Annotated in this window: 19 protein-coding genes; 6 read left to right on the forward strand and 13 right to left on the reverse strand. The window is 72.8% G+C overall.

The window, feature by feature from the left end; all coding sequences use genetic code 11:
* Positions 1 to 114: 114 nt before the first annotated feature.
* Complete coding sequence (locus tag FB457_RS09565) at positions 115 to 1119, reverse strand: winged helix-turn-helix domain-containing protein (RefSeq protein WP_047018609.1); 1005 nt, start codon at positions 1117 to 1119, stop codon at positions 115 to 117.
* A 188-nt stretch (positions 1120 to 1307) separates the two neighbouring features.
* Here FB457_RS09565 and FB457_RS09570 point away from each other — a divergent pair, with 188 nt between their 5' ends.
* Both FB457_RS09570 and FB457_RS09575 read left to right on the forward strand, forming a co-directional pair.
* Positions 1308 to 2573 carry an SH3 domain-containing protein gene (locus FB457_RS09570; RefSeq protein ID WP_047018608.1) on the forward strand — a complete coding sequence of 422 codons (1266 nt, stop codon included), beginning with the start codon at positions 1308 to 1310 and terminating at the stop codon, positions 2571 to 2573.
* A 46-nt stretch (positions 2574 to 2619) separates the two neighbouring features.
* Positions 2620 to 3447: a peptidoglycan DD-metalloendopeptidase family protein gene (locus FB457_RS09575; RefSeq protein ID WP_047018607.1), complete on the forward strand. Its 828-nt coding sequence runs from the start codon at positions 2620 to 2622 to the stop codon at positions 3445 to 3447.
* A 154-nt stretch (positions 3448 to 3601) separates the two neighbouring features.
* Here FB457_RS09575 and FB457_RS09580 read toward each other — a convergent pair whose 3' ends face one another.
* Entirely contained in the window at positions 3602 to 4411 is an 810-nt protein-coding gene (locus FB457_RS09580; protein ID WP_145781495.1) for a hypothetical protein, read from the reverse strand.
* A 175-nt stretch (positions 4412 to 4586) separates the two neighbouring features.
* On the opposite strand from FB457_RS09580, the gene FB457_RS09585 reads away from it, so the two are divergent.
* Positions 4587 to 4826 (forward strand): hypothetical protein, encoded by a 240-nt coding sequence (locus FB457_RS09585; RefSeq protein WP_047018605.1) that lies wholly within the window; start codon positions 4587 to 4589, stop codon positions 4824 to 4826.
* 3048 nt (positions 4827 to 7874) lie between these two features.
* On the opposite strand, the gene FB457_RS09595 is transcribed toward FB457_RS09585, so the two are convergent.
* From FB457_RS09595 to FB457_RS09645, 11 genes are all read right to left on the reverse strand, one after another.
* Positions 7875 to 8474 carry a hypothetical protein gene (locus tag FB457_RS09595; RefSeq protein ID WP_047018604.1) on the reverse strand — a complete coding sequence of 200 codons (600 nt, stop codon included), beginning with the start codon at positions 8472 to 8474 and terminating at the stop codon, positions 7875 to 7877.
* A 195-nt stretch (positions 8475 to 8669) separates the two neighbouring features.
* Complete coding sequence (locus FB457_RS09600; protein ID WP_047018603.1) at positions 8670 to 8861, reverse strand: DUF397 domain-containing protein; 192 nt, start codon at positions 8859 to 8861, stop codon at positions 8670 to 8672.
* Entirely contained in the window at positions 8858 to 9706 is an 849-nt protein-coding gene (locus FB457_RS09605; protein ID WP_145781497.1) for a Scr1 family TA system antitoxin-like transcriptional regulator, read from the reverse strand. Before FB457_RS09605 ends, FB457_RS09600 begins: the two co-directional genes overlap by 4 nt.
* A 145-nt stretch (positions 9707 to 9851) precedes the next feature.
* Positions 9852 to 10874, reverse strand: coding sequence for an alpha/beta hydrolase (locus FB457_RS09610; RefSeq protein WP_145781498.1), 1023 nt, complete (start codon positions 10872 to 10874; stop codon positions 9852 to 9854).
* Positions 10875 to 10949: 75 nt separating this feature from the next.
* Positions 10950 to 12593 carry a phosphodiester glycosidase family protein gene (locus FB457_RS09615; RefSeq protein WP_145781500.1) on the reverse strand — a complete coding sequence of 548 codons (1644 nt, stop codon included), beginning with the start codon at positions 12591 to 12593 and terminating at the stop codon, positions 10950 to 10952.
* Positions 12594 to 12737: 144 nt separating this feature from the next.
* Positions 12738 to 15131 (reverse strand): glycoside hydrolase family 43 protein, encoded by a 2394-nt coding sequence (locus FB457_RS09620; protein ID WP_145781502.1) that lies wholly within the window; start codon positions 15129 to 15131, stop codon positions 12738 to 12740.
* The gene (locus tag FB457_RS09625; protein ID WP_047018598.1) at positions 15128 to 16597 is read right to left on the reverse strand and encodes a sulfatase family protein; all 1470 of its coding nucleotides are present in this window, start codon (positions 16595 to 16597) and stop codon (positions 15128 to 15130) included. The genes FB457_RS09620 and FB457_RS09625 overlap by 4 nt, the downstream gene beginning before the upstream one ends.
* Positions 16594 to 17577: an aliphatic sulfonate ABC transporter substrate-binding protein gene (locus FB457_RS09630; protein ID WP_047018597.1), complete on the reverse strand. Its 984-nt coding sequence runs from the start codon at positions 17575 to 17577 to the stop codon at positions 16594 to 16596. The genes FB457_RS09625 and FB457_RS09630 overlap by 4 nt, the downstream gene beginning before the upstream one ends.
* A 62-nt stretch (positions 17578 to 17639) precedes the next feature.
* Complete coding sequence (locus tag FB457_RS09635; RefSeq protein WP_145781504.1) at positions 17640 to 18419, reverse strand: ABC transporter ATP-binding protein; 780 nt, start codon at positions 18417 to 18419, stop codon at positions 17640 to 17642.
* On the reverse strand, positions 18416 to 19228 hold the full coding sequence (locus tag FB457_RS09640; RefSeq protein WP_047018596.1) for an ABC transporter permease: 813 nt from the start codon (positions 19226 to 19228) through the stop codon (positions 18416 to 18418). Before FB457_RS09640 ends, FB457_RS09635 begins: the two co-directional genes overlap by 4 nt.
* A gap of 16 nt (positions 19229 to 19244) precedes the next feature.
* The gene (locus FB457_RS09645) at positions 19245 to 20447 is read right to left on the reverse strand and encodes an ROK family transcriptional regulator (protein ID WP_047018595.1); all 1203 of its coding nucleotides are present in this window, start codon (positions 20445 to 20447) and stop codon (positions 19245 to 19247) included.
* A 272-nt stretch (positions 20448 to 20719) separates the two neighbouring features.
* Between FB457_RS09645 and FB457_RS09650 the strand changes: the two genes are divergently transcribed.
* The 3 genes from FB457_RS09650 (at position 20720) to katG (ending at position 25856) form a co-directional block, all read left to right on the forward strand.
* Positions 20720 to 22072, forward strand: a complete 1353-nt coding sequence (locus FB457_RS09650) for a family 43 glycosylhydrolase (RefSeq protein ID WP_145781506.1) — start codon at positions 20720 to 20722, stop codon at positions 22070 to 22072.
* A 111-nt stretch (positions 22073 to 22183) separates the two neighbouring features.
* Positions 22184 to 23269: a magnesium and cobalt transport protein CorA gene (locus FB457_RS09655; RefSeq protein WP_145781508.1), complete on the forward strand. Its 1086-nt coding sequence runs from the start codon at positions 22184 to 22186 to the stop codon at positions 23267 to 23269.
* Positions 23270 to 23624: 355 nt separating this feature from the next.
* Positions 23625 to 25856, forward strand: coding sequence for a catalase/peroxidase HPI (gene katG / locus FB457_RS09660; protein WP_047018593.1), 2232 nt, complete (start codon positions 23625 to 23627; stop codon positions 25854 to 25856).
* The last annotated feature ends 60 nt before the right edge of the window (positions 25857 to 25916 follow it).

The raw sequence follows: 25916 nt of genomic DNA on the forward strand, positions 1-25916 counted from the left end.
TGGTAGTGGGGGTGGTCGGGGTGGGGGGCGCAGGTATCACACCAGCGGTGGGTGAACCTGCGGGGGACGTGCGGCGAATGGTGCCGGGCGCGGGTGGGGCGCGGGTTGTACGGGTCAGGCGTCGAGGAGGTGCCGGCCGCGGGCGGTGAGGCGGTGGACGACGTGGGGTCCTGCGCGTTCGCTTTCCGCGAGTCCTGCGCGGCGCAGCACGGTGAGGTGGCCGCTGACGGAGGAGGCGGGCATGCCGAGGCGGGCGGCGATGCCGCCGGTGGTGGCGGGGACGGTGGTGGGGGTGAGGGCGGCGAGGACGCGGGCGCGGCTGGTGCCGAGGAGTGCGGCGAGTGCGGTGTCGCGGTGGGGGGTGGGGCCGTTGGCGGGGGGCGGGGCGGGGTGGCGGCGTACGGGGTGGACGACGACGGGTGGGAGTCCGGGGTCGGCGAGGGCGATGGGGGTGGTGTGGCAGAAGTAGGAGGGGATGAGGCGGAGTCCGCGGCCGTGCAGGTGGAGGGTGGAGTCGACGGGGTAGGGGGCGGTGAGGACGGGGTCGGTCCAGGTGAAGGGTTCGAGGGTGGCGAGGACGGCGGGGAGGCCGGCTTCGAGGGCTTCGAGCTGGCGGGCGCGGTCGGCGGCGACGGTGGCTTCTATTTCGCTCCAGTCGGGGGCGACGAGGTGGTGGTGGAGGTGGTGTAAGGCGTCGGCGAGGTCGGCGAGTACGGTGCGGTCGCCGGCGGCGAGGCGGCGGGTCCAGGAGGGCAGGGGGCGGTGCCGGGCGGCGAGGCGGATTTCGCGGGCGAGGCGGGTGGCGGGGGTGGCGCGCAGGGTGCGCAGGGCGGCGGTGATGCCGTCTTCGGATTCTGCGGGGGTGAGGAAGTCGGGGAAGTAGGTGGCGTCGGCGGGTGCGATGCCGTTGACGAACCGGCAGGTGCGGCGCAGGTCGTGCTCTTGCAGCCGGTGGCGGGCGCGGCGGTGCCAGGGGCGCAGCCGGGCGGGGAGGCGGGGTGCGGGGGTGTACGCGACGTGCAGCCCGAGGATCGCCTCCCAGATCGGGTCGGCGGTGCGGGCGAGCTGGACGTGGCGGAAGTCCCGATCGTTGAAGTGGACATGAAGCTTTCCGGCCATACCCGAGGGTAACCACCCGCGGCCTGCGCTGTCTCCGGCGCGGGACCGCTCCCGTTCGGGCGGCGGTGGGCTCGGGTTTTCGACGGTGGCGGAAAACCCGTGCGGCACGGGGGTCGCGGGGTGCCTACGATGCGTCGCCGCACGGCCAGCACCTTCGCGAGCAGCTACGGAACACGGGAAGGAGCCAGATGCAGCGCACACCAACACGGAGCCGGTGGCGCAGGGTTGCGCTGACCGGCGTGATCTGCGCGGCCGCCGTCGCGCACCCGGCGTATGCCGGGGCGGCCGGCGGCTCGGCGGGGGCCGGCGGCCCCGCGCCGCCCGCCACCTGGCGGGCGGACCTCGCGGACGTCGGCGCGGACGACGTCAACGTCCGGTACGTACAGGGCGATCTGCGGCTGCGTTCGCGGACGGCCGCGCCCGCGTCCCTGGGGTCGGTCCCCGGCGAGGGCAGCCAGGTCCTGGCCCCGGAGCGGCTCGACCGTCCCGTCAACCGGGTACGGGCCGAGCTGGACGCCCGGGTCCCGGCGGGCGCCGGGGTCGCGGTCGACGTCCGCGGCCGGGCACAGGACGGCGGCTGGACGGAGTGGCTGCCGGCGGGCGCGGAGGCGGCGGAGGCGGCCCGGCTGCCGTTCGCGGTCACCGACGTCCAGGCCCGGCTGACGCTGCGCGCCTCCGGCACCGGCGCCGCGCCGGCGGTCCAGGGGCTGCGGCTACGGGCCGACACCGACGCGGCGCCGCGCGCCCGCGCCGCCGCGGCGCCGCTGACGTACCGGCTGTTCGCCACCCGCGAGGGCCTGGTGGGCGGCACGACCGCCAACGGCCATGTCATCCAGCCCAACGACCACTTCGTGGCCCTGCCGTCGCGGCGCGGGCTGTCCCCGAAGGGCAGCGCCGAGTACTCGGTGCAGGTCTGCGGCCCGGCGCGGTGCGAGACGGCGCCGGTGTGGGACGTGGGGCCGTGGAACACCAAGGACGACTACTGGAGTCCGCCGTCGGTGCGCGAGTCGTGGCGTGACCTGCCGCAGGGCATGCCGGAGGCGCAGGCGGCGTACCAGAACGGCTACAACGGCGGGCGCGACGAGTTCGGCCGCCGGGTCGCGAACCCGGCGGGCATCGACCTCGCCGACGGCACGTTCTACAACGTCGGCCTCAACGACAACGGCTGGGTCGACGTGACGTTCCTGTGGACCGGCGACCAGACCGGCAAGCGGTTCCCCACCTGGGGCACCGACGTGCGGGTCCGCCAGGCGTCGAACACCTCCTCCGCGGTGCTGACCACCCTGCCCGGTCCCACGCAGGTGCGAGTGGAGTGCCAGGAGCGCGGCGAGCAGATCACGTACGACGGCCACACCAACGACGCCTGGGCCTACCTGCCCGACTACGGCGGCTACATCTCCAACATCTTCATCGACGTCGCCGACGCCTGGCTGCCGGGCGTCCCCGAGTGCTGAACGCGCCACCCCCCACCCCTCCACCCCCACCGAAGGAGGCGACCCGATGCCTCGCAGACCCCTCCATTCCTCCGCCCCCGCCCGCCGTCCGGCGCGGCGGGCCGCGGCCGCCGTCGTCGCGGCGCTGCTGGCACTGCTGGGACTGACCGCGGCGGTGCCCGCGCAGGCCGACACGGGCCCCGAGCTGGCGCCGAACTTCAAGGCGCCGTTCCCGTGCGGCCAGCAGTGGACGTACAGCCACCACAGCGCCGAGGTGCGCCGCGCGCTGGACTTCATCCGCTCCGACGGCGGGACCACGGCGGGCACGCCGCAGGTCGCGTCAGCGGCGGGCACCGCGACCCGGCACAGCCAGCCGAGCGGCGCGGGCAACTACATCGTCATCGACCACGGCGGCGGCTGGAAGACGTACTACTTCCACTTGGCGTCGTTCTCCGTGGCCAACGGCCAATCGGTCGCGCAGGGCCAGCAGATCGGCATCACGGGCAGCACCGGCAACTCCTCCGGCGCGCACATCCACTACGAGCAACTGCTCAACGGCGTCGGCCAGGACATCCGCATCAACGGCTCGGCGCTGCCGTATCCGGGCTCGTACGGCCAGTACCACCTGCGCAGCGACAACTGCGGCAACACCAACTTCACCACCTGGGGCAGCGGCGTGCGCGTCCGCGCGGACGCGCGTCTCAGCGCCCCGGTGGTGACGACCCTTTCCGGTCCGACGAGCGTCTTCGTCGAGTGCCAGAAGAGGGGCGACGTGGTCAACGCCGAGGGCTACACGAACGACTGGTGGAGCCGCCTGCGTGACCAGCGCGGATTCATCTCCAACATCTACATCGACCATCCGGCCGCGCAGCTCCCGGGCGTGCCGCTCTGCTGAACCCCCTCGGACCCGCAGGGGCCGGCGTCCCGCGCCGGCTCCTGCGCCGGGTCCTGCACCGGGTCCGGGCCGGGCGGCGCGCGGAGGGCCCGCACTGGTGCCCGCTCCGGATCCTGATCCGGGCCCTGCGCCGAGATCCCGCGCCGGGCCCGCCTCACCAGGGCGGCGCCTCGTCGCCCTCCCGGTCCGGGCCCTCGCCCTCGCCCTCGCCACGTCGTCTACGGGCCCTGCCCGCCAGCGCGATCGCGACGGGGGCGACGGCCACGGCGGCGAAGACGACCGCGATGACCCCGCCGGGGATGTCCGGGAAGGCGTCGGCGTTGCCCGTGGCCAGGAAGACGACGGCGACGACCAGGATGCAGCCGACCAGCACGCGGACCGCGGTCAGGCTGAAGCCCATGGCCTCGACGAGGGCGTTCTCGTTGCGCTCGGCGGCGTCGGCCTTCGCCCGTGCGGCGGCGGTCACCTCCGGCCGCGGCGTCCAGTCCTCGCCGCGGCGGCGCTCCCAGACCTCGCGGATCGCCTGCACCTCCCGGTGGGCGACCAGGCCGCGGGTGTCGATGACGTTGGGCAGCGTCAGCCGGCGGCCGTCGCGGTGGTAGACGACGACGCCCATGACGGGGCGCTTGCGCTCCGCCGACGCGGGCACGTTGTGCTCCAGTTCGACGGCGAGCAGGTCGGGCCAGGCCAGCCGCCTGGTGCGCAGCCAGCGGATCGTGATGCCGCCGTCGTCGACGACCGTCACCCCGCGCACGACGCAGAACGTGAGCAGGAACAGGCCCAGCGCGACGGCGCAGAACGGGATCGCGACGGCGGCGGGCGCGTCCGCCCCGATGACCAGCAGCAGCCCGAAGAAGACGAAGAGGGCGCCGAAGAGGGCGCACAGCAGGGCGAGCAAGACCATCGACGCGAGGTTCCCGCGGTACGTGCGCACCCGCTCCCCGCCACCGTTCACACCCGCCATCGCGCACCCCGTCCCGTACCGTCCCGGACTCCACGGCCCGCGCAGCCGCTGCGGGCGGACCGACAGTAGAGGGTAGAGGCCGCGCCCAGGGAGGGCACCCGCACGGTGGCGCCGGCCGGGGACGCGCGGCTTACCACGCGTGGCGGGCGGCTCTGGCGTAGCGGGAGGCGAGCGCGTGGTACGGCTCCCCCGGCTCCGCCGCTCCCACAACAGCAGCCCCGGCCGGGGCAACGGCAACGAGCCCGCCGCCCCGGCCGGAAACCGCTTCAGGTCACCCGCGGAGGAGATCCAGTTGCAGGCAGTCCAGGTTGAAGTTCTGATAGGCGTCCTCGTCCATGCGCACCACGAGTTCGTGCTCGCCCTGCGACTGGTGCAGCGGCTGCCGCGTGAACGCCTCGTGGTGCAGGGGTGTTGACGATGCCGACCGGGGCGGCGGCGGTGCCGGTGCCGGGGGGTGGGGCGGTGCCGGTGCCGGGGGGTGGGGCGGTGCCGGGGGGATCCGCTGTTCGCCCAGAACCCACGCCCCCTCACGCCCGCCCAAGGGTATGCGCCCGCTCTGACAAAGAGCCCGGGTTACCGGCGTCGACGACTGGTCTGTCGTGTGCGTGGGGCGGGTGCGGGGGTACGCGTCGGGGTGGTCGGTCGTCCGTGGGGTGGGGCCGGTGCCGGGGTGGGCGGTGCCGGGGTGGGCGCCTGTCCGTGACGGAGGCGGCGTCGGTGGGGTCCGTGTCGGGGTGGGGCGGTGTCGTTGGGGCTCCCCCCGGGCCACCCTGCTTGTTGATTGTCGGGCCTGCGTCCGACGTCAAGGGCGTTTCCCTCCGCTTCGCTGCGGGAACGTCGCTTCGCGATGGGGCTTCGCCCCACCCTTGACCCCGGACTCCGGCCCGTAACGACCGGCAGCTAAGGGTGGCCCGAGGGGAGCGGGCGTCCTTTGACAAGGGCTACGGATGCCGGGCCCGGCGGACGGAGGGCCCGAGCACCGGATCCGGGCCCGCCCGGATCGCGGGCGCCCCGGTGGACGGGGGGCCGGAGGGCTGCGATCGGGGCCGCCCTGATGGCGGGCGGCCCGGTGGACGGAGGGCGGGAGGCCGGTGCCGGGCCCGCCCGGTCGCGGTCGCTCCGGCGGGCGGGTGCCGGAGCCCGGGTGTTGGGCCCCCGGGTGCCGAGGCGCCCGGCAGACGGGGGCAGGCCCGGTGGGCGGGGAGGGTTTGGTGGTGGTGGACGTCGGATCGGGGCTCAGTCGGGTCTGCTGGGTCGCGGGGTGTGCGTGCGTGGGTGGGCGAAAGTCGTGGCGCGTGGGCGTTTTGGATTAGTTTGGTGGGTGGGTTACCGCGAGTTTGCCCCGGTGGCGTGCGCACAGGCCGCTCCAGGCCGCGAGTTCAGGGCCTCGGGTGGGTTTGTGCGTGCCGCGGGGCAAAACTCCACCCCCGTGGGCGTTTTAGCTTAGTTTGGGGGGGGAGGGTAACCGTGAGTTTGCCCCGGCCGCGTGCGCACAGGCCGCTCCAGGCCGCGGATTCGGGGCTGCCGGCGGGTCTACGAGCGGGTTTGTGCGTGCCGCGGGGCGAAACTCTCTCCCCATGGGCGATCTAGCCTGGCTTGGCGGGCCTGTGGTGGCGAGTTTGTGCCGGTGACCCGCATTCCGGGGCGGCCGGGCGGTGACACGCGCGGCCCGGGGCAGGTCGGCGCGCGACATCGGGCAAAACTCGAACTCCGAGGGCGATTTGCCCTGATTCGGCGGGCTGGTTGCGGTGACTTCGCGCCGGAAGCGCCCCTTCCGGGCCGCCTGGGCGGCGGCAGGTAAAGACCGAGGCCCGCTGGCACGCCTGGCTGGGCGGAATATGACCTTCAGTGCCCGGATCGGCCCGGATCAGGGGCGCTACCGCGAGTTACGGCCAGATTCCTCCGCACAAGACTCCCACACGAGGGCTTCCCCTGGCAGCCCATGCGGCAGCCCATGCGGCAGCCCATGCACAAACTCAACCGGACCAACGCCGGTTCCCGCCGACTCACCAAGGGCGCCCGCGATCGAGCGTCGCCCGGCCCAGCCCCACACCGAGCCGACATCCGCCCGCGACCGGAGCGAGCCCGGCACCGGCCCCCGGCCCCGCGTCCACCGGCCCGCCCGCGACCGAAACGGACCCGACCTCGCTGCCCGGCACTCCGGTCCACCGGGACGCCCGCGACCGGAGCAGACCCGACACCGGCCTCCACCCCCCGCCCACCGGCCCATCCGCGACCGGGACGAACCCCACCCCCGGGGCTCCGCCCCCCGTCCACCGGAGCCTCCGCGCCCCAGGGCGGACCCCCTTCCGGTGCCCGGCCTCCGCCTTCCGTGCCGCCCGTGACCGGGGCGGGCCCGGCTCGGGTGGGTCGGCCCCCGTCCGCCGGGGCTGCCCCGCTACCCGGGCAAGCTCACCCCTGGCCTCCGGCCCCCGTCATCCGGGCACGGCATCCGTAGCCCTGTCAAAGGACGCCCGCTCCCCTCGGGCCACCCTTAGCCGCCGGTCTGTCACGGGCCGGAGTCCGGGGTCAAGGGTGGGGCGAAGCCCCATCGCGCAGCGACGTTCCCGCAGCGAAGCGAAGGGAAACGCCCTTGACGCCGGACGCAGGCCCGCACACTCAGGAGTGGGGTGGCCCGGGGGGGAGCCCCCACGACACAGGCCAGCACCGACACGGACCCCACCGACGCCGCCTCCGTCACGGACAGGCGCCCACCCCGGCACCGGCCCCACCGGACCCGGCCCACCCCACGGACGACCGACCACCCCGACACGTAACCACGCACACGACACACCAGCCGTCGACGCCGGTGACCCGGGCTCTTTGTCAGAGCGGGCGCATACCCTTGGGCGGGCGTGAGGGGAGATGGGAGTGTCGAACTGGGCGCCGAAGGCGTCTCTCCCCCACATGCTTCTCCGTTCGCCGCGGCAGCACCTAGATCTCGGTTTTCGCCGTTCGCCCAGCAACAGGAGACGGTCGAAAAGGACGCGGGTGACCTCCACCCCGCCCATCTGCCGTTCCAGCAGTTCCTGCTCACGATGAAACCGAAGTACCTGTTCGGGCGGCGGCCGGGCCGCCGCGGCGGGACCCGTGGCGACCAACGGCGATCGCCGCTGCGGCGGCGAGGAGGTGTCGCGTCGTTCTTCTCACCATGGCGGACCAGCCTCTCACCATGGCGGACCAGCCTCGGCCGGGCGGGCGGCAGCCGGGCGAACTTCTCCGGCGGTCTTCCCGGACAGCTCGCTTCCCGGCCGCGGGCAGCCGCCCGAGGGGAAAAGCGACCTCCACCACGGCGCCTGCGTCTCGATGAGCAAAAATCGAGCCACATGGGCGTTTTGGGGCGATTTGGCGGATGGGTTACCGCGAGTTCGTCTCGGCGGCACTCATCGGCTCGCCGCGCCGCCGCCCCGGACGGCCCCGGGACCGACGACGCGGATGGCCGACCGGCACGAGGCATTCACGTTCAGGAGTCGGCGAACACCTTGCGCAACGGATCAAAGTCGTCCCCCTCGGACGCGAACTCCTCCAGCCAGTCCACGAACCGGGTGCCGTACTTCTTGCCGCCCGACCCCAGGATCTCGTCGGCTTCCGCATCGGTGGGAGGGGTCAGGCCGAACGTCTCCTCCAGCCAGACCACGTACGCCTCGTGCCCAGGGGAGTGCTCCTCGTCCGGGTCCGCCTCGCGCTCCTCGTCCCAGGGGCTGAACCACTCGTCGTCGATCGCAAGCAGCCGGAACATGTTCCGCAGGCCGTCGATGATGTCGAGATGGCCTTCGTCGCCGAAACGGACGACGGGAAGCGTGGCGAGGTCGGCGCGGTCGTCGCAGTGCCACAGGGCGTAGAACGAACCGGAGGCGGTGGCCTGGGCGAACGGGGTGAGCCGGTCGAGGTGGCTTCGCGCTTCCTCTTCCCGCCTCTCCAGGCTCAGCCACTCCACCAGACCGGCGTCGGGCCGGCCGTACTCGTAGAACTCGAACCCGTCCGAGAAGTAGGAGTCTCCAGGTCCGTCGGAGAACTCCTTGAGCAGGTTCAGTTCGGAAATGGGTGAGTAGGCGTCGGTCATGTCATCCCCGGTGCGGAATCGAGTGGTTGAGTGCGGCGCGCACGCTACCGCCCGGGACTGACACCGAAAGCCGCCCTGCACGTAAGAGGCATGGCAGTCCTCCTGCCCGAGAGTCCGGTGGGCCGGACACGGCAGGCTTGCGGCCTGGGCCGTCCGCGCGGCCTGCCGGGGTACGGCCGCACGGACGGGGGGTGCTCAGAGTTCGACGGCCTTGGCGAAGGTGACGAAGTCGGCCCAGGCCGCGGGGGTCACGGAGAGCTGACCGCCCTCCCGGTCCTTGGTGTCACGGACGAGGACAGCCTGCGGAGTGACGGCGACCTCGATGCAGTTGTCGCCATCGCCACCGCTGTAGCTGCTCTTGAACCACTCCGGTCCGATCCTGCTCATAGGTCTCCTCGCATCTGCTGCAACAAGTCCACCGTAGCTTCGTGGCTGAGCGCCTGGGAACTGAGCTTCCGGTAGCGCTGCTGGAGCATACCCACATCGGCCAGGTCGCTGATCAGATTGCTCGACCGCTGTCCCTCGGAGTAGCCAAGCCACTTGTGGTCGACGGTTTCGGCAAGGTAGAGAGAGCCGTCTCCCCCGGCGTGGTTCTCCATCCGACGCGGCATCACCTGGATCTCGACGTTGCGCCGTTCGCCCGTCGCGAGCAGGTGGTCGAGCAGGCGGCGAGCGACCTCCGCGCCGCCCATCTGCCGGTCCAGCAGCGCCTGTTCCAGGATGAAGCCGAAGAACGTGTTCGGCCGCTGATCAAGCACGGCCTGCCGTTCCAGCCTTGCCGCGACCCGCTGCTCGATCTGCTCTTCGACCAGCGGGGGAAGAACGACCTCGAATACGGCGCGGATGTACGGCTCCGGCTGCAACAGCCCCGGAATCGTGCGGCACTCGTACGCGTACAGCGTCAGCGCCTCCTGCTCGATCACCGCCCAGTGCCTGAACCGCGACGCCAGGCCCGCCTTCCTCGTCAGGCTCAGGCGCGTCTCCCGCAGCAGCCTCGCCGCCAGCGGGCCCAGCACCTCCTCCGCCAGCTTGTCCAGGTCCCTCGGCGGGAACCGGCCGCCCCGCTCGATCTTGGAGATGTGTTCCACCGAGTATCCCAGGCCGTCGGCCAGCGCCTCCTGCGTCAGCCCCGCCTCGTCCCGGAGCACCTTCAGCATCGCCCCGAAAGTCTTGAGATTGTCCGCCGCCTCCGACTCGCCCCCGTACAGGCTGACGTTGCCGACTTTCCCCATGTCCGGCCACCTCTCATGTGTCACTGCCGGAACTCCGACACCGCCATGATTACGGACCGTGACTGCTCCAGTCCAGTGAGTAACCCGCCCAACCGGCGGCTGGGCGGGTCCTGTACGGGTTCGACAGCGCACCGTCAGCGCACCGTCAGCGCACCTTCAGCGCGTCCAGCAGCATCGGCAGCGAGGCGTGCAACTCCCGCTCCCAGTAGGCCCAGCGGTGGGTGCCGGGACCGTAGAGGTTGGTGATCACCCTTTTTGCGCCGACCCGCTTCAGCTCGTCGGCCAGCGCCTGGTTCTGCCTGTTGAAGTCCGCCTCCAGGGCGTCCCTCGCGCCGGGCGGGTCCAGCGGGCCCGCCGTGCCGTCGCCGCAGGAGAGGTAGACCGGCGTCGACTTCAGCTTCTTCGCCAGGTAGTACGGGTCGTGGGCCTGCCAGATGGCGCGCTGGTCGACCGGGTCGCCCCAGACGCGGCGCGGGTCGTCGCCCTGGCCGGCGAAGAAGCCCATGATGCGGTTGACCGACTCGTCGTTGAGCAGCGGGTGTGCGGCGCCGGAGTAGGCGGCGGCGGCGCGGAACATGCCGCGGTGGCGGGCCGCGTACATCAGGGCGCCCTGGCCGCCCATCGACAGGCCCGCGACCGCGCGGTTGCTGCTTGCCCCCCAGTCGCTCTCCAGCAGGCGGCGCAGCTCGTCGGTGTGGAAGGTCTCCCACGCCGGGTCGCCGCCCGCGCCGAAGTTCCACCAGTCGCTGTACCAGCCGTTCCAGCCGGCCTCGGGCATGACGACGAGGACGTTCCGCAGGTCGTCGGTGTCCTCGACGTCGGTCGCCGACGTCCACGACGTGTAGTCGCCGCAGCAGCCGTGCAGCAGCCACAGGGTGGGCCAGTTCCGGCCGCGCTCCCTGGCGTCCCAGCCGTCGGGGGTCAGCAGGCGTACGGGGACGGTGCGGCCACCGAGAGCGGGGGACCGAACCGACAGGTCCACCAGGCGCTCGCCGACCTGTTCGACGCCGACGACCTCGGCGTCACCCCGGGGCCCGCCCTGCGCGGCGGCTCCCGCGAGGGCTTCCGGGGCGGCCGCGGCCAGCGTCGGGGCGGCGGGGACGAGGGTGAGGAGGAGGGCGGTGAGGATCGGTAGCAAGCGGTTTCTCACGGTCTGAACTACTGTCATGGCGGCTCCCGTTGGTGGTGTGGGTCGCTGGACGTGCGTGTTCGGACGTGCGTGTTCTCGGCGCGGGAAACGTCGTCAGTGCCGCTTCGGCAGGATCAGCAGCGCGTCGCCGACCGGCCGCTCCCCCGCCGCGTCGGACGGGTCGTTGATCACTTCGCCGCCGACGGCCATCGTGGTCGAGCCGCCGCCGTCGAGGTTCACGGCGTCCCGCAGCCCCAGTGCGCGGGCGACGTCGGCGCTTTCGGGGATGCTGAGGCCGAGGGAGTCCGTGGCGCGGCCGTCCGCGGTGACGAGGACGGTGCGGCCCGCGGCGTCGACGCCGGCGAGGGTGCGCGGGTTCCGCTTGTGCATCCAGCCGTAGTAGAAGCTCGGGTTCGCCGGCTGGACCATGCCGTCCGCGGCGGGCGTGACGTGCGTGCGGCCGTCGCGGACGAGTTCGGGACCGCCGCCCGCGACCGCCGTGCCGGGCGGGGTGGCCAGCGGACGGCCGCGGTCGTCGTGCAGCCCGTGGCGTACGCGCAGGTGCTCGCCGGGGCGGGCGAGGGCGGCCAGCTCGTCGGCGTGCGCGCCGGTGGCCTGGACGGAGGTGCCGCCGGCCGGCAGCGGGCCGCCGCGCGGGGAGCGCACCTCGACGACCCGGCCGCGGGCGTCGAGCACGGTCTCGGTGCCGTCGCCCGCGGGGGTGCGGGCCCCGTACTCCCCGGTGAAGGCGACGACTTCGTCGTCGTCGGTGCAGGTCACGTCGTGCCGCGGAAGGGGTGTCGGGGTGTCGTCGGCGGTGCCGCCGCAGTTGCGGATGAGGCCCGGTACGCGGTCGATGCCGTCCAGCGGCAGCGCGCCGCCGCGGGCGGTGACGCTGCCCTGCCAGCCGAGCCGGGTGACGCTCGTGTCCCGGGCCGACTCGCGCAGCACCAGCGCGGGCCGGGTGCCGACGGACTCGCTGAGCACGCGGCCGTCGTAGACGCCGGCGCCCGCGGGGTCGCCGGGGGCGCCGGCCTTCGGGTCGAGGACGAAGAACCCGGCGTTGACCCCGGCGGTCGCGCCCGCGGCGGCGGCGAGTTCGCTGGTCTTCTCGCGGTTCTCCAGGTCGGGACCGTACGAGGCGGTGAGCCCGCCGCGGAAGGTGCGCGGGTCGACGGTGAGCACGTCGACCCGCCAGGTGCCGCGGACGCCGGGGTCGCCGTCCCAGCCGGTGTACGCGGCGGAGCCGGTATAGCCGGCGGCGACCAGCCGGGCCCGTTCGGCGTTCGCGGCGGCCTGCCCGTCGAACGACCCGACGCGGACCCGCCAGCCGAGGGTGCCCCCGGCGAAGTCGGCGAGCGCGGGCGTCGTGACCTCCTCGGCGCGGGCGGCGAAGCCGGCGCCGGTGAGCTTCGCGGCCAGCTCCTCGGCGCTGGCCCGGTCCCGCAGGGCGGCGGGCGGCGCGTCGGGGTCGGGCGAGCCTTCGCCGCCGGGGATGGACACCTCGACGGTCCACGGGAGCCGGGGGCTGCCGGCGCCGCGGACGATGCGGGTGAGGGTGACGCCGGGCTGCAGCGTCTCGGTGGTCCTGGTCTCGGTCAGGCCCGGGTCGCCCAGCGGCAGGGGCTTCGCCGCCGCCTGGGAGGCCGGGGCGGAGGGGGCGGACGACGCCGGCACCGAAGCAGACGCCGGGGGCATCGCGGCGGCGGAGGCGAGGAGCGCCAGGACCGTGCCCGCGCCGAGCAGTTTGCTGTTCACGAGGACCTCTCCGAGGTGACGTACGGGGACGCACGAGGCGGCCCCGCCGGCACCAGGAGTGCCGGCGGGGCCGGTGGACCAGCCTCAGCAACCGTGAGCGCGGCCGGGCCGATCGTCAAGACGTCGGAACCGATCAGCCTGCGATCACCGGCTCCGGTGGGTGCGTACGTAGTCGAACTTCGCGACCGCTCCTTCCTTGTTCATCGACACCAGCCCGATCTGCAGCCGCTCGTCCCCGGGCAGCGTCCACACGCCGTTGTGCACCCAGGCGCGGCCGTCGCGGCTGGTGGCCGCGCGCACCTCGTGCTCGCCGTTGTCCGCGTCGTGGTGGTACGACAGCCGCAGCCACATGGTGTCCGCGGTGGGGCCGCCGAACATGGGCGCGTTGGCGACGGGCGTCGGCGGCGAGGTGGTGGGGCGGCCGCCTTCCTTGCCGAACTCGCTGACGTCGAGGACCGTGCCGCCGCCGCGGTTCAGCGGCAGCGCGGAGTGGGTCATCTTGACGTACTTGTCGTCGTCGGCGTAAAGGAGCAGTCCGGCCTGCTGGTTGGGCTGGGCGGGGTCGAAGTCGAGCTTCGCCGTCACCGTGTAGTCGCCTTCGGGGGCGTCCCGCAGCAGGACGGAGGCGGTGTTGTTGTTCAGGTGCAGCTCGCCGTTCTGCGTGGGCCAGACCAGTTCGCCGCCGTCCGCGGTCACGCCGGGCGCCGGGCCGCGCAGCCACCGCCACGGGGAGCCGGGCCCGGTGCCGGGCACGGCGGGGGTGTCGAACTCGTCGCCGTAGCCGGGCAGGAGACGGCCCGTGGCCGGCTCGGGTACGCGCTTGGTGACCGGTTCGTGGAGCCGGGCCGCGCCGACGTTGTCGGCCGCCGCGCCGCCGCCGCGGGCCGCGGTGCCGACCGCGCCCGTCCCGACGGCCGCCCCCGGCAGCTTCCGCTCCTGGGCGGCGACGGCGTCGCGCAGCCGGTCGCCGCTCACCTCGACGCTCATGCGGCCGCCGCGGATCTCGGCGGTGACGTTGTGCCAGGAGTCCCAGTCGTACGAGGCGGGCAGCGGCGTCACCTGCTCGCCGCGGCTGCGGCCGCCCACGACGACGTCGGTGACCAGCGCGCCGCGTGCGCGGTCGAGCCAGACGGTGGTGTGGTTGCGCGGGTCGCGGTAGCCGACGGTGAGGCCCGCGGCACCGTCGGACGAGGTCACCCGCAGGTCGGCCTCGGCGCGCAGGTCCCGCGGCGCGGACCGGTCGGTGACGAGGAACGCCGCGCCTTCGCCGCCCCCGTGGGTCGCGTACGGGCCGGAGTCGGCGTCGTCCGCGACGGACCAGCCGCCGGTGCCGGCGCCCTCGGCGCGCCAGCCGTCGAGGGAGCCGCCGGCGAAGGTGCCGCCGGCGTCCCAGCCGGTGACGGGGGCGCGCTGCGGGCCCTCGGAGGGCCCGGCGCCGGCGCGGACGACGGGCCAGCCGCCGATCCAGTCGAGCCGGTCGATGAGCATCGGGCGCCGGGTGAGCTGGCGGTCGGGCAGTTCGGGGAAGCGGTCGAGGTCGGGGGCGTCGGCGGGGATGCCGTGGTAGACGAGCCAGTCCTGGCCGGCGAGGTCGGTGGTGAGCCCGTTGTGCCCGGGGCCGATCCAGCGGTTGCCGTTGGCGCCGAGGACGATGGCGCCCTTGCTGGTCGGCGCCATCAGGTCGACGCCCTCGTCGTCGCGGAACGGTCCTGTGGGGCTGGTGGAGCGGCCTGCCTTGACCTGGTAGCCGCTGTACGCGCCGTCGCAGCAGCCGGCGTCGGAGTAGAAGAGGTAGTAGTGGTCGCCGCGGCGGACGACGAATGCGCCTTCCATGCGCCGGCCCTGGGCGACCTTCGTCACCTCGCCGGTGATGCGGGTCCGGTCGGCGTTCATCTCGGCGACGCAGAGGATGTCGTAACTGCCCCAGTACAGGTACGTCCTGCCGTCGCGGTCGGTGAACTGCGCCTGGTCGATGCCGCCGGTGGGGCAGCCGCTGGGTGCGGGCAGCACGGGGCCGGTGTCCGTCCACGGTCCGGTCGGGGTGGGCGCGGTGGCGCCGCCGACGGTGTCACGTCCTGGGACGGAGTAGTAGAGGGTGTAGTGGCCGTCGTTGTAGCGGATGTCGGGGGCCCACAGCCGGGAGCCGCGGTGCCACTCGGGCTGGGTCTCGGGGGTGAAGACCTCGCCCGCGTACTCCCAGTTCGCCAGGTCCTTCGACCGCAGGACGGGCAGCATCCGCTCGCCCTGCTCGCCGCCGGTCTGGAACACGGGGTTCTGGGTGCCGTAGGAGTACCAGTAGCCGTCCTTGCCGCGGATCGTCACCGGGTCGGGGAAGGTGTCGACGACGCCGTCGGTGACCGGGTTGGTGTACGTCCCGGGGGTGCTCTCCTTCGCCGAAACCGAAGCAGGCGCCGACGCCGGGGCCTGGGCCGGACCCGGCTCCGGGGCCGGGTCCGCGGCCGTCGCCGACGACAGCGGCAGCAGTCCCGCGAGGAGCGCGCACAGCAGCAGCGCGGTCCGTGTCCACGTCCGTCTCATGCGGTGGTTCCTTCCGGTTCGAATGCGCTGAGGGTCGGGTCGTAGTCGAGGTCGCCGACGTCGTACATCGGCGTCATCCAGTGGTAGAAGTTGTCGCCGCGCTCGCGCAGCAGGTCGTACAGCCGGCGCAGCAGCCCGCGGCGTACGGGGAGCATCTCGGGGTGCGCGTAGCGGTTGGTCAGCTCGTGCGGGTCGGCGTGCAGGTCGTACAGCTCGTTGACGGACTCGGGGTTGACGACGAGCTTGTAGCGCTCGTCGCGGATCATGCGCTGCGGGTACGGGAAGTGGTGGCCGTGGAACTCGGCGAGCAGTTCCGCGGGCCACTCGGGGCGCTCGCCGCGGACCAGCGGCAGCAGGCTGCGGCTGTCGACGGCGGGCGCGGTGTCGCATCCCGCGAGGTCCAGGATGGTGGCGGTGCAGTCGGTCAGGGTCACGAACTCGTCCCTGACCTGCGGCGGGGCACCGGGGACGCGGACGATGCCGGGGATGCGGTAGATGTCCTCGTACATCGCCGGGCCCTTGTCGTGGAGCCGGTGGGCGCCGGTGAACTCGCCGTGGTCGGCGGTGAAGAAGACGGCGGTCTCGTCGGTGAGGCCGAGTTCGTCGAGGCGGGCGAGGATGCGGCCGATCTGGCGGTCGATGAGGGTGACGTAGCCCCAGTAGACGGCGATCAGCTTGCGGGTGACCTCGAGGGGGAGGGTGTCGAAGGTCCAGTGGGCGCTGTAGTTGCGCTGGACCGCCGGCTTGCCCTCGAAGGTCTCGGCGATGGACGGCGGCAGTTCGACCAGATCCGGGTCGTACATGTCGTAGTACTCGTCGGGCAGCAGGTAGGGCAGGTGCGGGCCGAAGAAGTGGGTGGCGAGGAAGAAGGGGCGGCCGGTGGCCGCGTAGGCGTCCAGGTGCTCGATGGCGCGGGTGGCGAGGTAGTGCTCGAAGGTGGCCCCGGCCGGCTGGTGGAGGCGGGCCGCGAGGAGGTTGCCCGGGTTGCCGTTGGGGGTGGTGCCGCGGATCGGCTCCGAGATCCGGTACGGCGGCAGCCCCCGCTCGTCGAGGTAGGCGAGGTAGTCGGGGTGGTCGACGGGGTTGTGCCAGCCGGGCAGGTCGGGTCCTTCGAAGCCGTAGGAGGCGGCGTTGCGGTGGGTGCCGCCGTGCCATTTGCCGATGAGCCCGAGCTGGTAGTCGCGGGCGGCGAGCGCGCCGGGGAAGGTGAACGCGTCGTCCCGCAGGTCCTCCAGATAGCCGACGTTGCGTTCGTAGTTGGCGAGCAGCCGGTGGCGGAACGGCGCCTGTCCCGTGAGCAGGCTGGCGCGGGCGGGGGTGCAGATGGCGGTGGGGGTGTAGCACCTCTCGAACCGGGTGCCGGTGGCGGCGAGCCGGTCGAGGTGGGGGGTGGCGACGTGCGGGTTGCCGTAACAACCCAGGGTGTCGACGCGGTGCTGGTCGGTCATGAAGAACAGCAGGTTCACTTCGCGGACGCCTTCGTGTAGAGGTCACCGAGGTAGTAGTCCGCCGGGTCGGGGGCCTCCTGGAGCTGGCCGGTGCCGACGAAGAACTCGGCGAGGTCGTTCAGCCAGTCGCCGACGGTGCCGTCCTCGGTCTTGGCGACGAGGTCCTTGGTGGGCAGCAGCTCCTGGTTGGCGGCGTCGGCCTTCACCTTCTTCTCGTCGAGCTTGAGCATGGCGGCGGTCTCGGCGACGGACTCCCCGGGGTTCTCGAAGCGCCAGTCGTTGGCCTTCTGGAGCACGCCGACGACCTTGGTGGACAGCTCGGGGTCGACGCCGGTGCCGGCGACGAAGGCGGTGGGGAAGAAGCTGTCCTGCATGTCCCGGGTGCTGGCGACCTCTTCGAGGCCGGGAACCTTGGCCTTGATCTCGTCGATCATCGGGTACCAGAGACCGGCCCCGTCGATCTGCCCGGAGGAGAACGCGGAGACGATGGTCGCGGGGTCCATGGGCACCTTCTCGACGTCGTCGATGGACATCCCCTCCTCCTGGAGGGCGAGGCCCAGCGCCATGTCGCCGGAGGTGCCCTCGGGGACGCCGACCTTCTTGCCCTTGAGGCCGGCGAGGGAGGTGATGCCGGGCTGGGCGATGACGCGGTCGGCGTAGCCGAGGGTGTTGACGGCGATGACGTCGGCCTTGCCGGAGGCGGGCAGCCACATGGCGCCGGGGCCGATGTACCCGAAGTCGAGGTCGCCGGCGCCGAGGGCCTGGATCTGGATGGGGCCGTTGTTGAAGACGGAGACCTCGGCGTCGAGTCCGGCCTCCTTCCACAGGCCCTGCTTCTCGGCGATCGCCAGCAGGCTGGCGCCGTTGTAGTCGTTGATGTAGCCGAAGCGGACGGTGTTGCCGTCACCGCCGCCGCTGTCGTCGGAGCAGGCGGCGACCGGGAGTGATATGAGCGCTACGGTGAGTGAGAGGGCGAGGGTACGACGGGTCGCACGCATGGCGGAGTGGTCCTTTCGGGGTGTGCTGAAGTCCTGTGCGGTGTACGGGCGTCGGGGTGCGGTCAGGCGGCGGCCGGGGCGGCGCCCTGGTGGTAGACGGAGTGCCAGACCTCGTTGCGTATCCGGCCGAACTCGGGCGACAGCCGGATCTCCTCGGTACGGGGGTAGGGCAGGGCGACGTCGACGATCCGGTGGATGCGCCCGGGGCGGGCGGCCATCACCACCACCCGGCTGGCCAGGTAGACCGCCTCGTCGACGTCGTGGGTGATGAACATGACGGTGCGCTTGTCCTGGCTCCAGGTGTCCAGGAGCTGGTCCTGCAACTGCACCCGGGTCAGCGCGTCCAGCGCCCCGAACGGCTCGTCCATGAGCAGCACCTGCGGGTTGACCGCGTACGCGCGGGCGATGGCGCAGCGCTGCTTCATGCCGCCGGAGAGGGTCTTGGGCAGCGCGTCGGCGAAGTCGGTGAGGCCGACCAGCTCGATGGCGCTGTCGGCGCGCTTCCTGCGCTCGTCCGCCGCGAGGCCGGCGAGCTTCAGCCCGAACTCGACGTTCCGCCGCACCGTCAGCCAGGGGAAGAGGGCGTACTGCTGGAAGATCACGCCGCGGTCGGGCCCGGGACCGGTGACGGGGCTGCCGTCGACCAGCACGTCGCCCGAGGTGGGTTCCGCGAGCCCGGCGGCCATGTTGAGCAGGGTGCTCTTGCCGCAGCCCGAGGGGCCGACGACGGTGACGAACTCGCGGTCGGCGATGTCCAGGGACACCCCGTCGAGGGCGGTGAAGTCGGTGCCCTTCATCGGGAAGGTCTTCACGACGTCCCGGAAGGAGATTTTCTCGGTCAACGGCGCTCCTGCCAGTCGGTGAGACGCCGTTCGGCGAGCAGCAGCAGCCGGTCCATGACCAGGCCGAGCACGCCGATGGTGATGAGTCCCACGAAGATGGTGTCGAGGTCGTAGTAGGTCTGGGCGTGCTGCATGCGGAAGCCCAGGCCCTCCTGGGCGGCGATCAGCTCCGCGGCCACCACGGTGGCCCAGGCGGCGCCGAGGCCGATGCGCATGCCGACGAGGATGAACGGGGTCGACGCCGGGATCACGACCTTCAGGAAGATCACGCGGTCGGAGGCGCCGAGGACCCGGGCGGCGTTGATGAGGGTGCGGTCCACGTCGACCACACCCTGGAAGGCGGCGACGACGCACGACAGGAACGCCGCCAGGAAGATGACGAAGACCTTCGGCGTCTCGCCGATGCCCATCAGCACGATCGCCAGCGGGATGAGCGCCAGCGGCGGGATGGTGCGGAAGAACTGGACGTACGGCTCCAGCAGGCCGCGGGCCGTGGGGTACCAGCCCATGAGGAAGCCGACGGGGATCGCCAGCGCGGTGCCGAGCGCGAAGCCGGTGAAGACGCGGCGGAGGCTGGCGAGCAGGTCGTCGGCGAGGGTGCCGTCGGCGATGAGGTCGCCGGCCTTCTGCGCCACGGCGAGCGGTCCCGGCAGGCTCTCGACGTTGAGCACGGCCAGCACCGCCCAGAGGGCCACGCCCGCGGCGAGGGCGATGAGGTTCAGTGCGAGGGAGCGGACCTGGCCGCGCCGCTCGCTGCGGCGCGTACGTGGCCGGGCGGCCCGCTTGCGGGGTGTGGTGATCACGGCCATACGTACCTCGTTCGTCTCACGCGTCGTCCTGGGGACCGGCGTCTGCGGGGTAGTGGGAGAGCAGGGGGGATTCGTGCAGCACCAGCGCGATGGCGCCGAGCGCGCCGCCGGTGGCGCCGAGGGTCGCGGGGCGCAGCACCACGCGGTCGCGGGAGGCGGGCATGATGTGGGCGCCGAGCGCCTTCTCGATGGGGCCGGTGAGCGCCTCGCCGGCGCGGGCGAGTTCGCCGCCGATGACGATGACGCCGGGGCCTATGGCGTTGCAGACGGCGGCGAGCACGGTGCCGATGTGGGCGCCGGCGACGGCCAGGACGGCGCGGGCCGCGGGGTCGCCCGCGGAGAGCGCGGCGGTGAAGGCGGCGAGGTCGCCGGCCTGGCCGCCGGCGGCGCGGTAGGCGTCGAGTACGGCGCCGACGGAGGCGACGGTCTCCAGACAGCCGGCGCCGCCGCACTCGCAGGGCGCGCCGGCCGGTACGGCGGTGACGTGGCCGAGTTCGCCGGAGAGCCCGAAGGCGCCGCGGTGCAGGGAGCCGCCGACGATGAGGCCGCCGCCGACGCCGTGCGAGACGCGCAGGTAGAGGACGTCGGCGTCGTCGGCGGCGGCGCCCCAGGTGGCTTCGGCGAGCGCGGCGAGGCGGGTGTTGTTGTCCAGGAGTACGGGCACGCCGAAGCTCTTGCGCAGCAGGTCCGAGAGCACGTCGAGGCGGCGGCCGCCGGCGGTGAGGTCGCCGGGGGCGCCGATGGGGCCGACGACGCCGACGCCGATGGCGTCGAGCGCGCCGAGGCGCAGCACGCCGCCGGTGAGGGTGCCGACGAGCCGTTCCGCGAGCCGTACGCGCTCCTCCCATGAGAGGTCGGGGGCGTGCTGTTCGCTGGCGGAGCCGACGATCTCGTGGGCGACGTTGACGGCGGCGACGTGGACGGCGCGGCGGGCGAAGTCGATGCCGAGGGCCTGTCCGGCGTCGGGGTTGAGGGAGAGCTTCTCCACGGGCCGGCCGCGCCGCCGCTCCTCTGCCAGCGGCACGGCGGCGACGACGGCGCCGCTGGCGATGAGGTCGCCGACGATGTCGTAGAGCGTGGTGCGGGAGAGCCCGCAGCGGGTCCCGAGTTCGCCGCGGCTGAGGGGGCCGTGCTTGCGCAGCAGGGAGAGCACGAGCTCTTCGTGCTCGCGGCGGAGGCGGGAGAGGGGGCCTGCGGAGGGGTGCATGGCCGACAGCATGGGGACGCCCCGAGTTTTTCGTCAACAGGTCGGAAAAAAGAAACACACGGCCGCAAGACTCCCGTCACAAAACTCCGTTGCCGCTGCCGCACGATGGGATCCTGCGTGACCTGCGGCGATGCCCCGGGGCGCGGACCGGGCGGCGATCACGGCCCGGCCGGATTATTTTTCCGACCTGTTGACGAAAATCTTGGGGCGTTCGCATGCTGTGCGCCAGGACAGGTCCCGGGGCCGCCGGCGTGCGCGGCACGACGAGGGAGGACGAGAAGAAGATGACCCACCCAGCGAGCGGTTCGTCCATCGGCCGGCGGTCCCTGCTGGCCGGCGCCGGCTCCGTGGGAGCGGCGGCGGCGCTGGCGCCCGTGCCGGCGTCCGCGGGACCTTCCCCCGCCGCCGCCCCGGCCGGGGGCGGCGGCAACACCTCGGGGAACTGGCCGGACCCCGAGCCGTACGGGCTCGCCGACACCCGCGCCGACCTGTGGCCGCGCGACGACAACTCCTTCGTGCTGCCGCTGGAGTTGCGCCCCCGCGACGAGGAGCGCGGCGTCGTGTGGATGCGCGACACGTACGTCAACTGCTTCTCGGTGGACGGCCGTCCGCTGTACGTCGCCACCGGCACCACCCGCGTCCCGGGGCTGACGACCGCGAGCCCGTGGAACGACGGGATCTTCGTCTGGACGGCCCGTTCCCTGCGCGGCCCCTGGAAGCTGGCGGACACCACCGGCATCCGGCCGGACGCGGAGAAGGGCAAGGTGTGGTCGCCGGAGTTCGCCGGGGAGAACCGGCCGGGGCGTACCGTCGTCGCGCCGTGGCAGGAGTACTGGCACGACGACATGTTCGGCAAGCGCGCCAACGCCTGGGCGCCGGAGGTGCACTACTTCCACGGCCGCTGGTACATCGTGGCGTGCATGGGCGACCACTCGCGCCTGGTCGGCTCGTTCATGCTGGTGAGCGAGGGCGGGGTGGAGGGCCCGTACCGGCTGGTCGAGGGGAATCTCGACAAGCCCTTCGGCGATCCGGTCAAGGGCGGCCCGTCGTTCATCGAGCCCGGCGCGTACCACCACATCGACGGCAGCCTCTACAGCGAGGGCGGCGACGCCTGGCTGGTCCTCCACAACGACCTGTACGCGAAGTTCCGCGACGACATGGAGGACATCGTCCCGGCGACGGACCTGCCGCGCTTCGAGCAGCAGCGCTACTCCCCCGAGCCGTATCTGGAGGGCGCGTACGTCTTCCGGCACCGCGGGAAGTACTTCCTGCTGCACGCCGCGTGGAACCGGGCCTCGCTCGACGCGTACGGCAGCACGCGGCACGCGTACGAGCCGGGCGGCGCCGGCCGCGTGCAGTACCAGTACGACGCGGTGGTGGCCGTCGCCGACCGCTTCGAGGGCCCGTACTCCAGGCGCTGGACCGCGGGCGTGGGCGCCGGGCACAACAACTTCTTCGCCGACGCGGGCGGCCGGCTGTGGGCGACGTTCTTCCGCAACCCCAACTTCGGCTACTGGGCCGACCCCGCCCGCATCGACGACGCCGCCGTCCCCGGCGTCGTACGCCTGGAGTGGACCGGCGGCCGCGACGGGCGTATCTACGTGCAGCGCCGCCGGGGGCGCACGGCCGCCGACTGACCGCGCTCCCCCGCTCCCCTCACGGCCCGCGGATGATCGCCGCAACGCGCCCGGCGCGCGGCGGACCGGTGGCAGACTGGCACCGGTCCGCCGAAGGAGCCCGCAGTGTCGATGATCAAGAGCCTCCGCCACGTGGTGCGCAGGGCACCCCGGCGCACCGTGGACCTGAGCCACCACGCCCGCTCGCCGCTCGGCACCGCGGTGGTGAACTGCGTGTCGTACCTGGACGGCGCGCGCCTCCAGCAGGGGAACTGCCCGGCCGCCGAGGCGCTGCGGCAGGTGCGCAGGCGCGGGCACGGCTTCGTGTGGATCGGGCTGCACGAGCCGCGGCAGGAGGAGTTCGCCGGGCTCGCGGACCTGTTCGGGCTCCATCCGCTGGCGGTGGAGGACGCGGTGCACGCGCACCAGCGGCCGAAGGTCGAGCAGTACGACGACACGCTCTTCGCCGTCTTCAAGACCGCGCGCTACGTGGAGCACGCGGAGCTCACCGCGACCAGCGAGGTCGTCGACACCGGCGAGCTGATGGTCTTCGCGGGCCCCGACTTCGTGATCACCGTCAGGCACGGGCCGCACGGCTCCCTCGGCCCGCTGCGCGAGGCGCTGGAGGCGGCGCCCGAGCAGCTCGCGCAGGGCCCGGCGGCGGTGCTGCACGCGATAGCCGACCACGTCGTCGATGACTACCTCGCGGTGACCGACGCGGTGCAGCGCGACATCGACGACGTGGAGACCGCCGTCTTCAGCGAGCACGCCCGCAGCGGCGACGCGGGCCGGATCTACCAGCTCAAGCGCGAGCTGCTGGAGCTGCGCCGGGCCGTCGCCCCGCTGGACCGGCCGCTGCAGCGCCTCGCCACCCACCCCATGCCGCACATCGCGCCGGGGATCCGGGCCTACTTCCGGGACGTGGCCGACCACCTGCAGCGGATCACCGACCAGATCACGTCGTACGACGCGCTGCTGGACTCCATCCTCCAGGCGCATCTGGCGCAGGTGACCGTGGCGCAGAACGAGGACATGCGAAAGATCACGGCATGGGCGGCGATCATCGCGATCCCGACCATGGTGTGCGGGGTGTACGGGATGAACTTCGACCACATGCCCGGGCTGGAGTCGGTCTACGGGTATCCGGCGACGCTGCTGGTCATCGCGGTGGCGTGCTCTGTGGTGCACCGGGGGTTCCGGCGCAACGGCTGGCTCTGAGGCCCCGTTGGCACCGCACTGGGACAGGTGTCCGGATCCGGCGGGCGGGCGCCACTCCGATCCGTTACTAAATTGGCGTCCTTCTTGACTTAGAATCTGTCCACCGTAGGATCGGGGTCGGCGACAGCCACAGGAAACAGGAAGAACTCGTACGGCAGGAACGAAGACTCCGACATGCGCGTACGCCGCCGTTTCGAACCGCACGGCTGCCCGGAGCCCGGTTCGAGGGTCGCGTCCAGGTGTGAACCGGCCACACCGCACGGTTCACGTCCGGCTGCCCCGGCGCTTCCGTACTTCCTCCGCTCCGCGGCCCCCGAGCGCCGCACCCTCAACCGCATGGTCCGGAAGGATTTTCATGGCCGACAAGCCTGAAGCACACGTCACCGACACCCACCCGGAGGGGGCTGCAGGCTGCCCCGTCGCGCACGGCCGCGCCCCGCACCCGACCCAGGGCGGCGGCAACCGCCAGTGGTGGCCCGAGCGTCTCAACATGAAGATCCTCGCCAAGAACCAGCCCGCCTCCAACCCCCTCGGCGAGGACTTCGACTACGCCGAGGCGTTCCGCAGCCTGGACCTGGCCGCGGTGAAGCGGGACATCGCCGAGGCGCTGACGACCTCGCAGGACTGGTGGCCGGCCGACTTCGGCAACTACGGCCCGCTGATCATCCGGATGGCCTGGCACAGCGCCGGTACGTACCGCATCCACGACGGCCGCGGCGGCGCCGGCTCCGGCCAGCAGCGCTTCGCCCCGCTGAACAGCTGGCCGGACAACGGCAACCTCGACAAGGCCCGCCGGCTGCTGTGGCCCGTGAAGCAGAAGTACGGCCAGAGCCTGTCCTGGGCCGACCTCATGATCCTCTCCGGCAACGTCGCGCTGGAGTCGATGGGCTTCACCACCTTCGGCTTCGCCGGCGGCCGCGCGGACGTCTGGGAGGCCGAGGAGGACGTCTACTGGGGCCCCGAGACCGAGTGGCTCGGCGACAGCCGCTACAGCGGCGACCGCGAGCTGGAGAACCCGCTCGGCGCCGTGCAGATGGGCCTCATCTACGTCAACCCCGAGGGCCCCAACGGCAACCCCGACCCGATCGCCGCGGCCCGCGACATCCGCGAGACCTTCCGCCGGATGGCGATGAACGACGAGGAGACCGTCGCCCTCATCGCCGGCGGCCACACCTTCGGCAAGACCCACGGCAACGGCCCCGCCGACGCCGTGGGCCCCGCCCCCGAGGGCGCCCCGATCGAGGCCATGGGCCTGGGGTGGATCAGCACCCACGGCAGCGGCAAGGGCGGCGACGCGATCACCAGCGGCCTTGAGGTCACCTGGACCGGCACCCCCACCACCTGGGACAACAGCTTCTTCGAGATCCTCTTCGGCTACGAGTGGGAGCTCTTCAAGAGCCCCGCGGGCGCCCACCAGTGGCGGCCGAAGGACGGCGCCGGCGCGGGCACCGTGCCCGACGCCCACGACCCGTCGAAGCGGCACGAGCCGAGGATGCTGACGACCGACCTGTCGCTGCGCTTCGACCCGTCGTACGAGCAGATCTCGCGGCGCTTCAAGGACAACCCCGCGGAGTTCGCGGACGCCTTCGCCCGCGCCTGGTTCAAGCTCACCCACCGCGACATGGGCCCGAAGGTGCGCTACCTCGGCCCGGAGGTGCCGGCCGAGGACCTGATCTGGCAGGACCCGCTGCCGGAGGTCACGCACGAGCTGGTCGACGCGGCGGACGTCGCGGCGCTCAAGGCCAGGGTGCTGGAGTCCGGGCTTTCGGTCTCCGAGCTGGTCTCCACGGCGTGGGCCTCGGCGTCGACGTTCCGCGCAAGCGACAAGCGCGGCGGCGCCAACGGCGCCCGCGTCCGGCTGCAGCCGCAGATCGGCTGGGAGGTCAACGAGCCGGACCGGCTGGCGCGGGTGCTGCGCACGCTGGAGGGCGTGCAGGAGGAGTTCAACGCGGCGCAGTCCGGCGGCAAGCGCGTCTCGCTCGCCGACCTGATCGTCCTCGCCGGCGCCGCGGGCGTCGAGAAGGCGGCCAGGGACGGCGGCGTCGAGGTCCAGGTCCCGTTCGCGCCGGGCCGTGCCGACGCCACCGAGGAGCAGACGGACACCGAGTCCTTCGCCGCGCTGGAGCCGGCCGCGGACGGCTTCCGCAACTACCTGGGCAAGGACACCCGGCTGCCGGCCGAGTACCTGCTGCTCGACCGCGCCAACCTCCTTAGCCTGACCGCCCCGGAGATGACCGTCCTCGTCGGCGGCCTGCGCGTGCTGGGCGCCAACTACCAGCAGTCCGCACAGGGCGTGTTCACCGACGCCCCGGGCACACTGACGAACGACTTCTTCGTCAACCTGCTCGACCTGGACACCACGTGGACGTCCGCCAACGGCGACGGCCAGCTCTTCGAGGGCAGCGACCCGGCCACCGGCGAGGTCAAGTGGACGGGCACGCGCGCGGACCTGGTCTTCGGCTCGAACTCGGAGCTGCGCGCGGTGGCGGAGGTGTACGCGAGCGACGACGCGAAGGAGAAGTTCGTGCACGACTTCGTCGCGGCGTGGGACAAGGTCATGACCCTGGACCGCTTCGACCTGGACTGATCCCGGTCCGACCCCCGTCCGACCCCATGTGCCGGCCCCTCCCGCTTGCGGGAGGGGCCG

The organism is Streptomyces sp. CNZ287 (genome assembly GCF_007827615.1).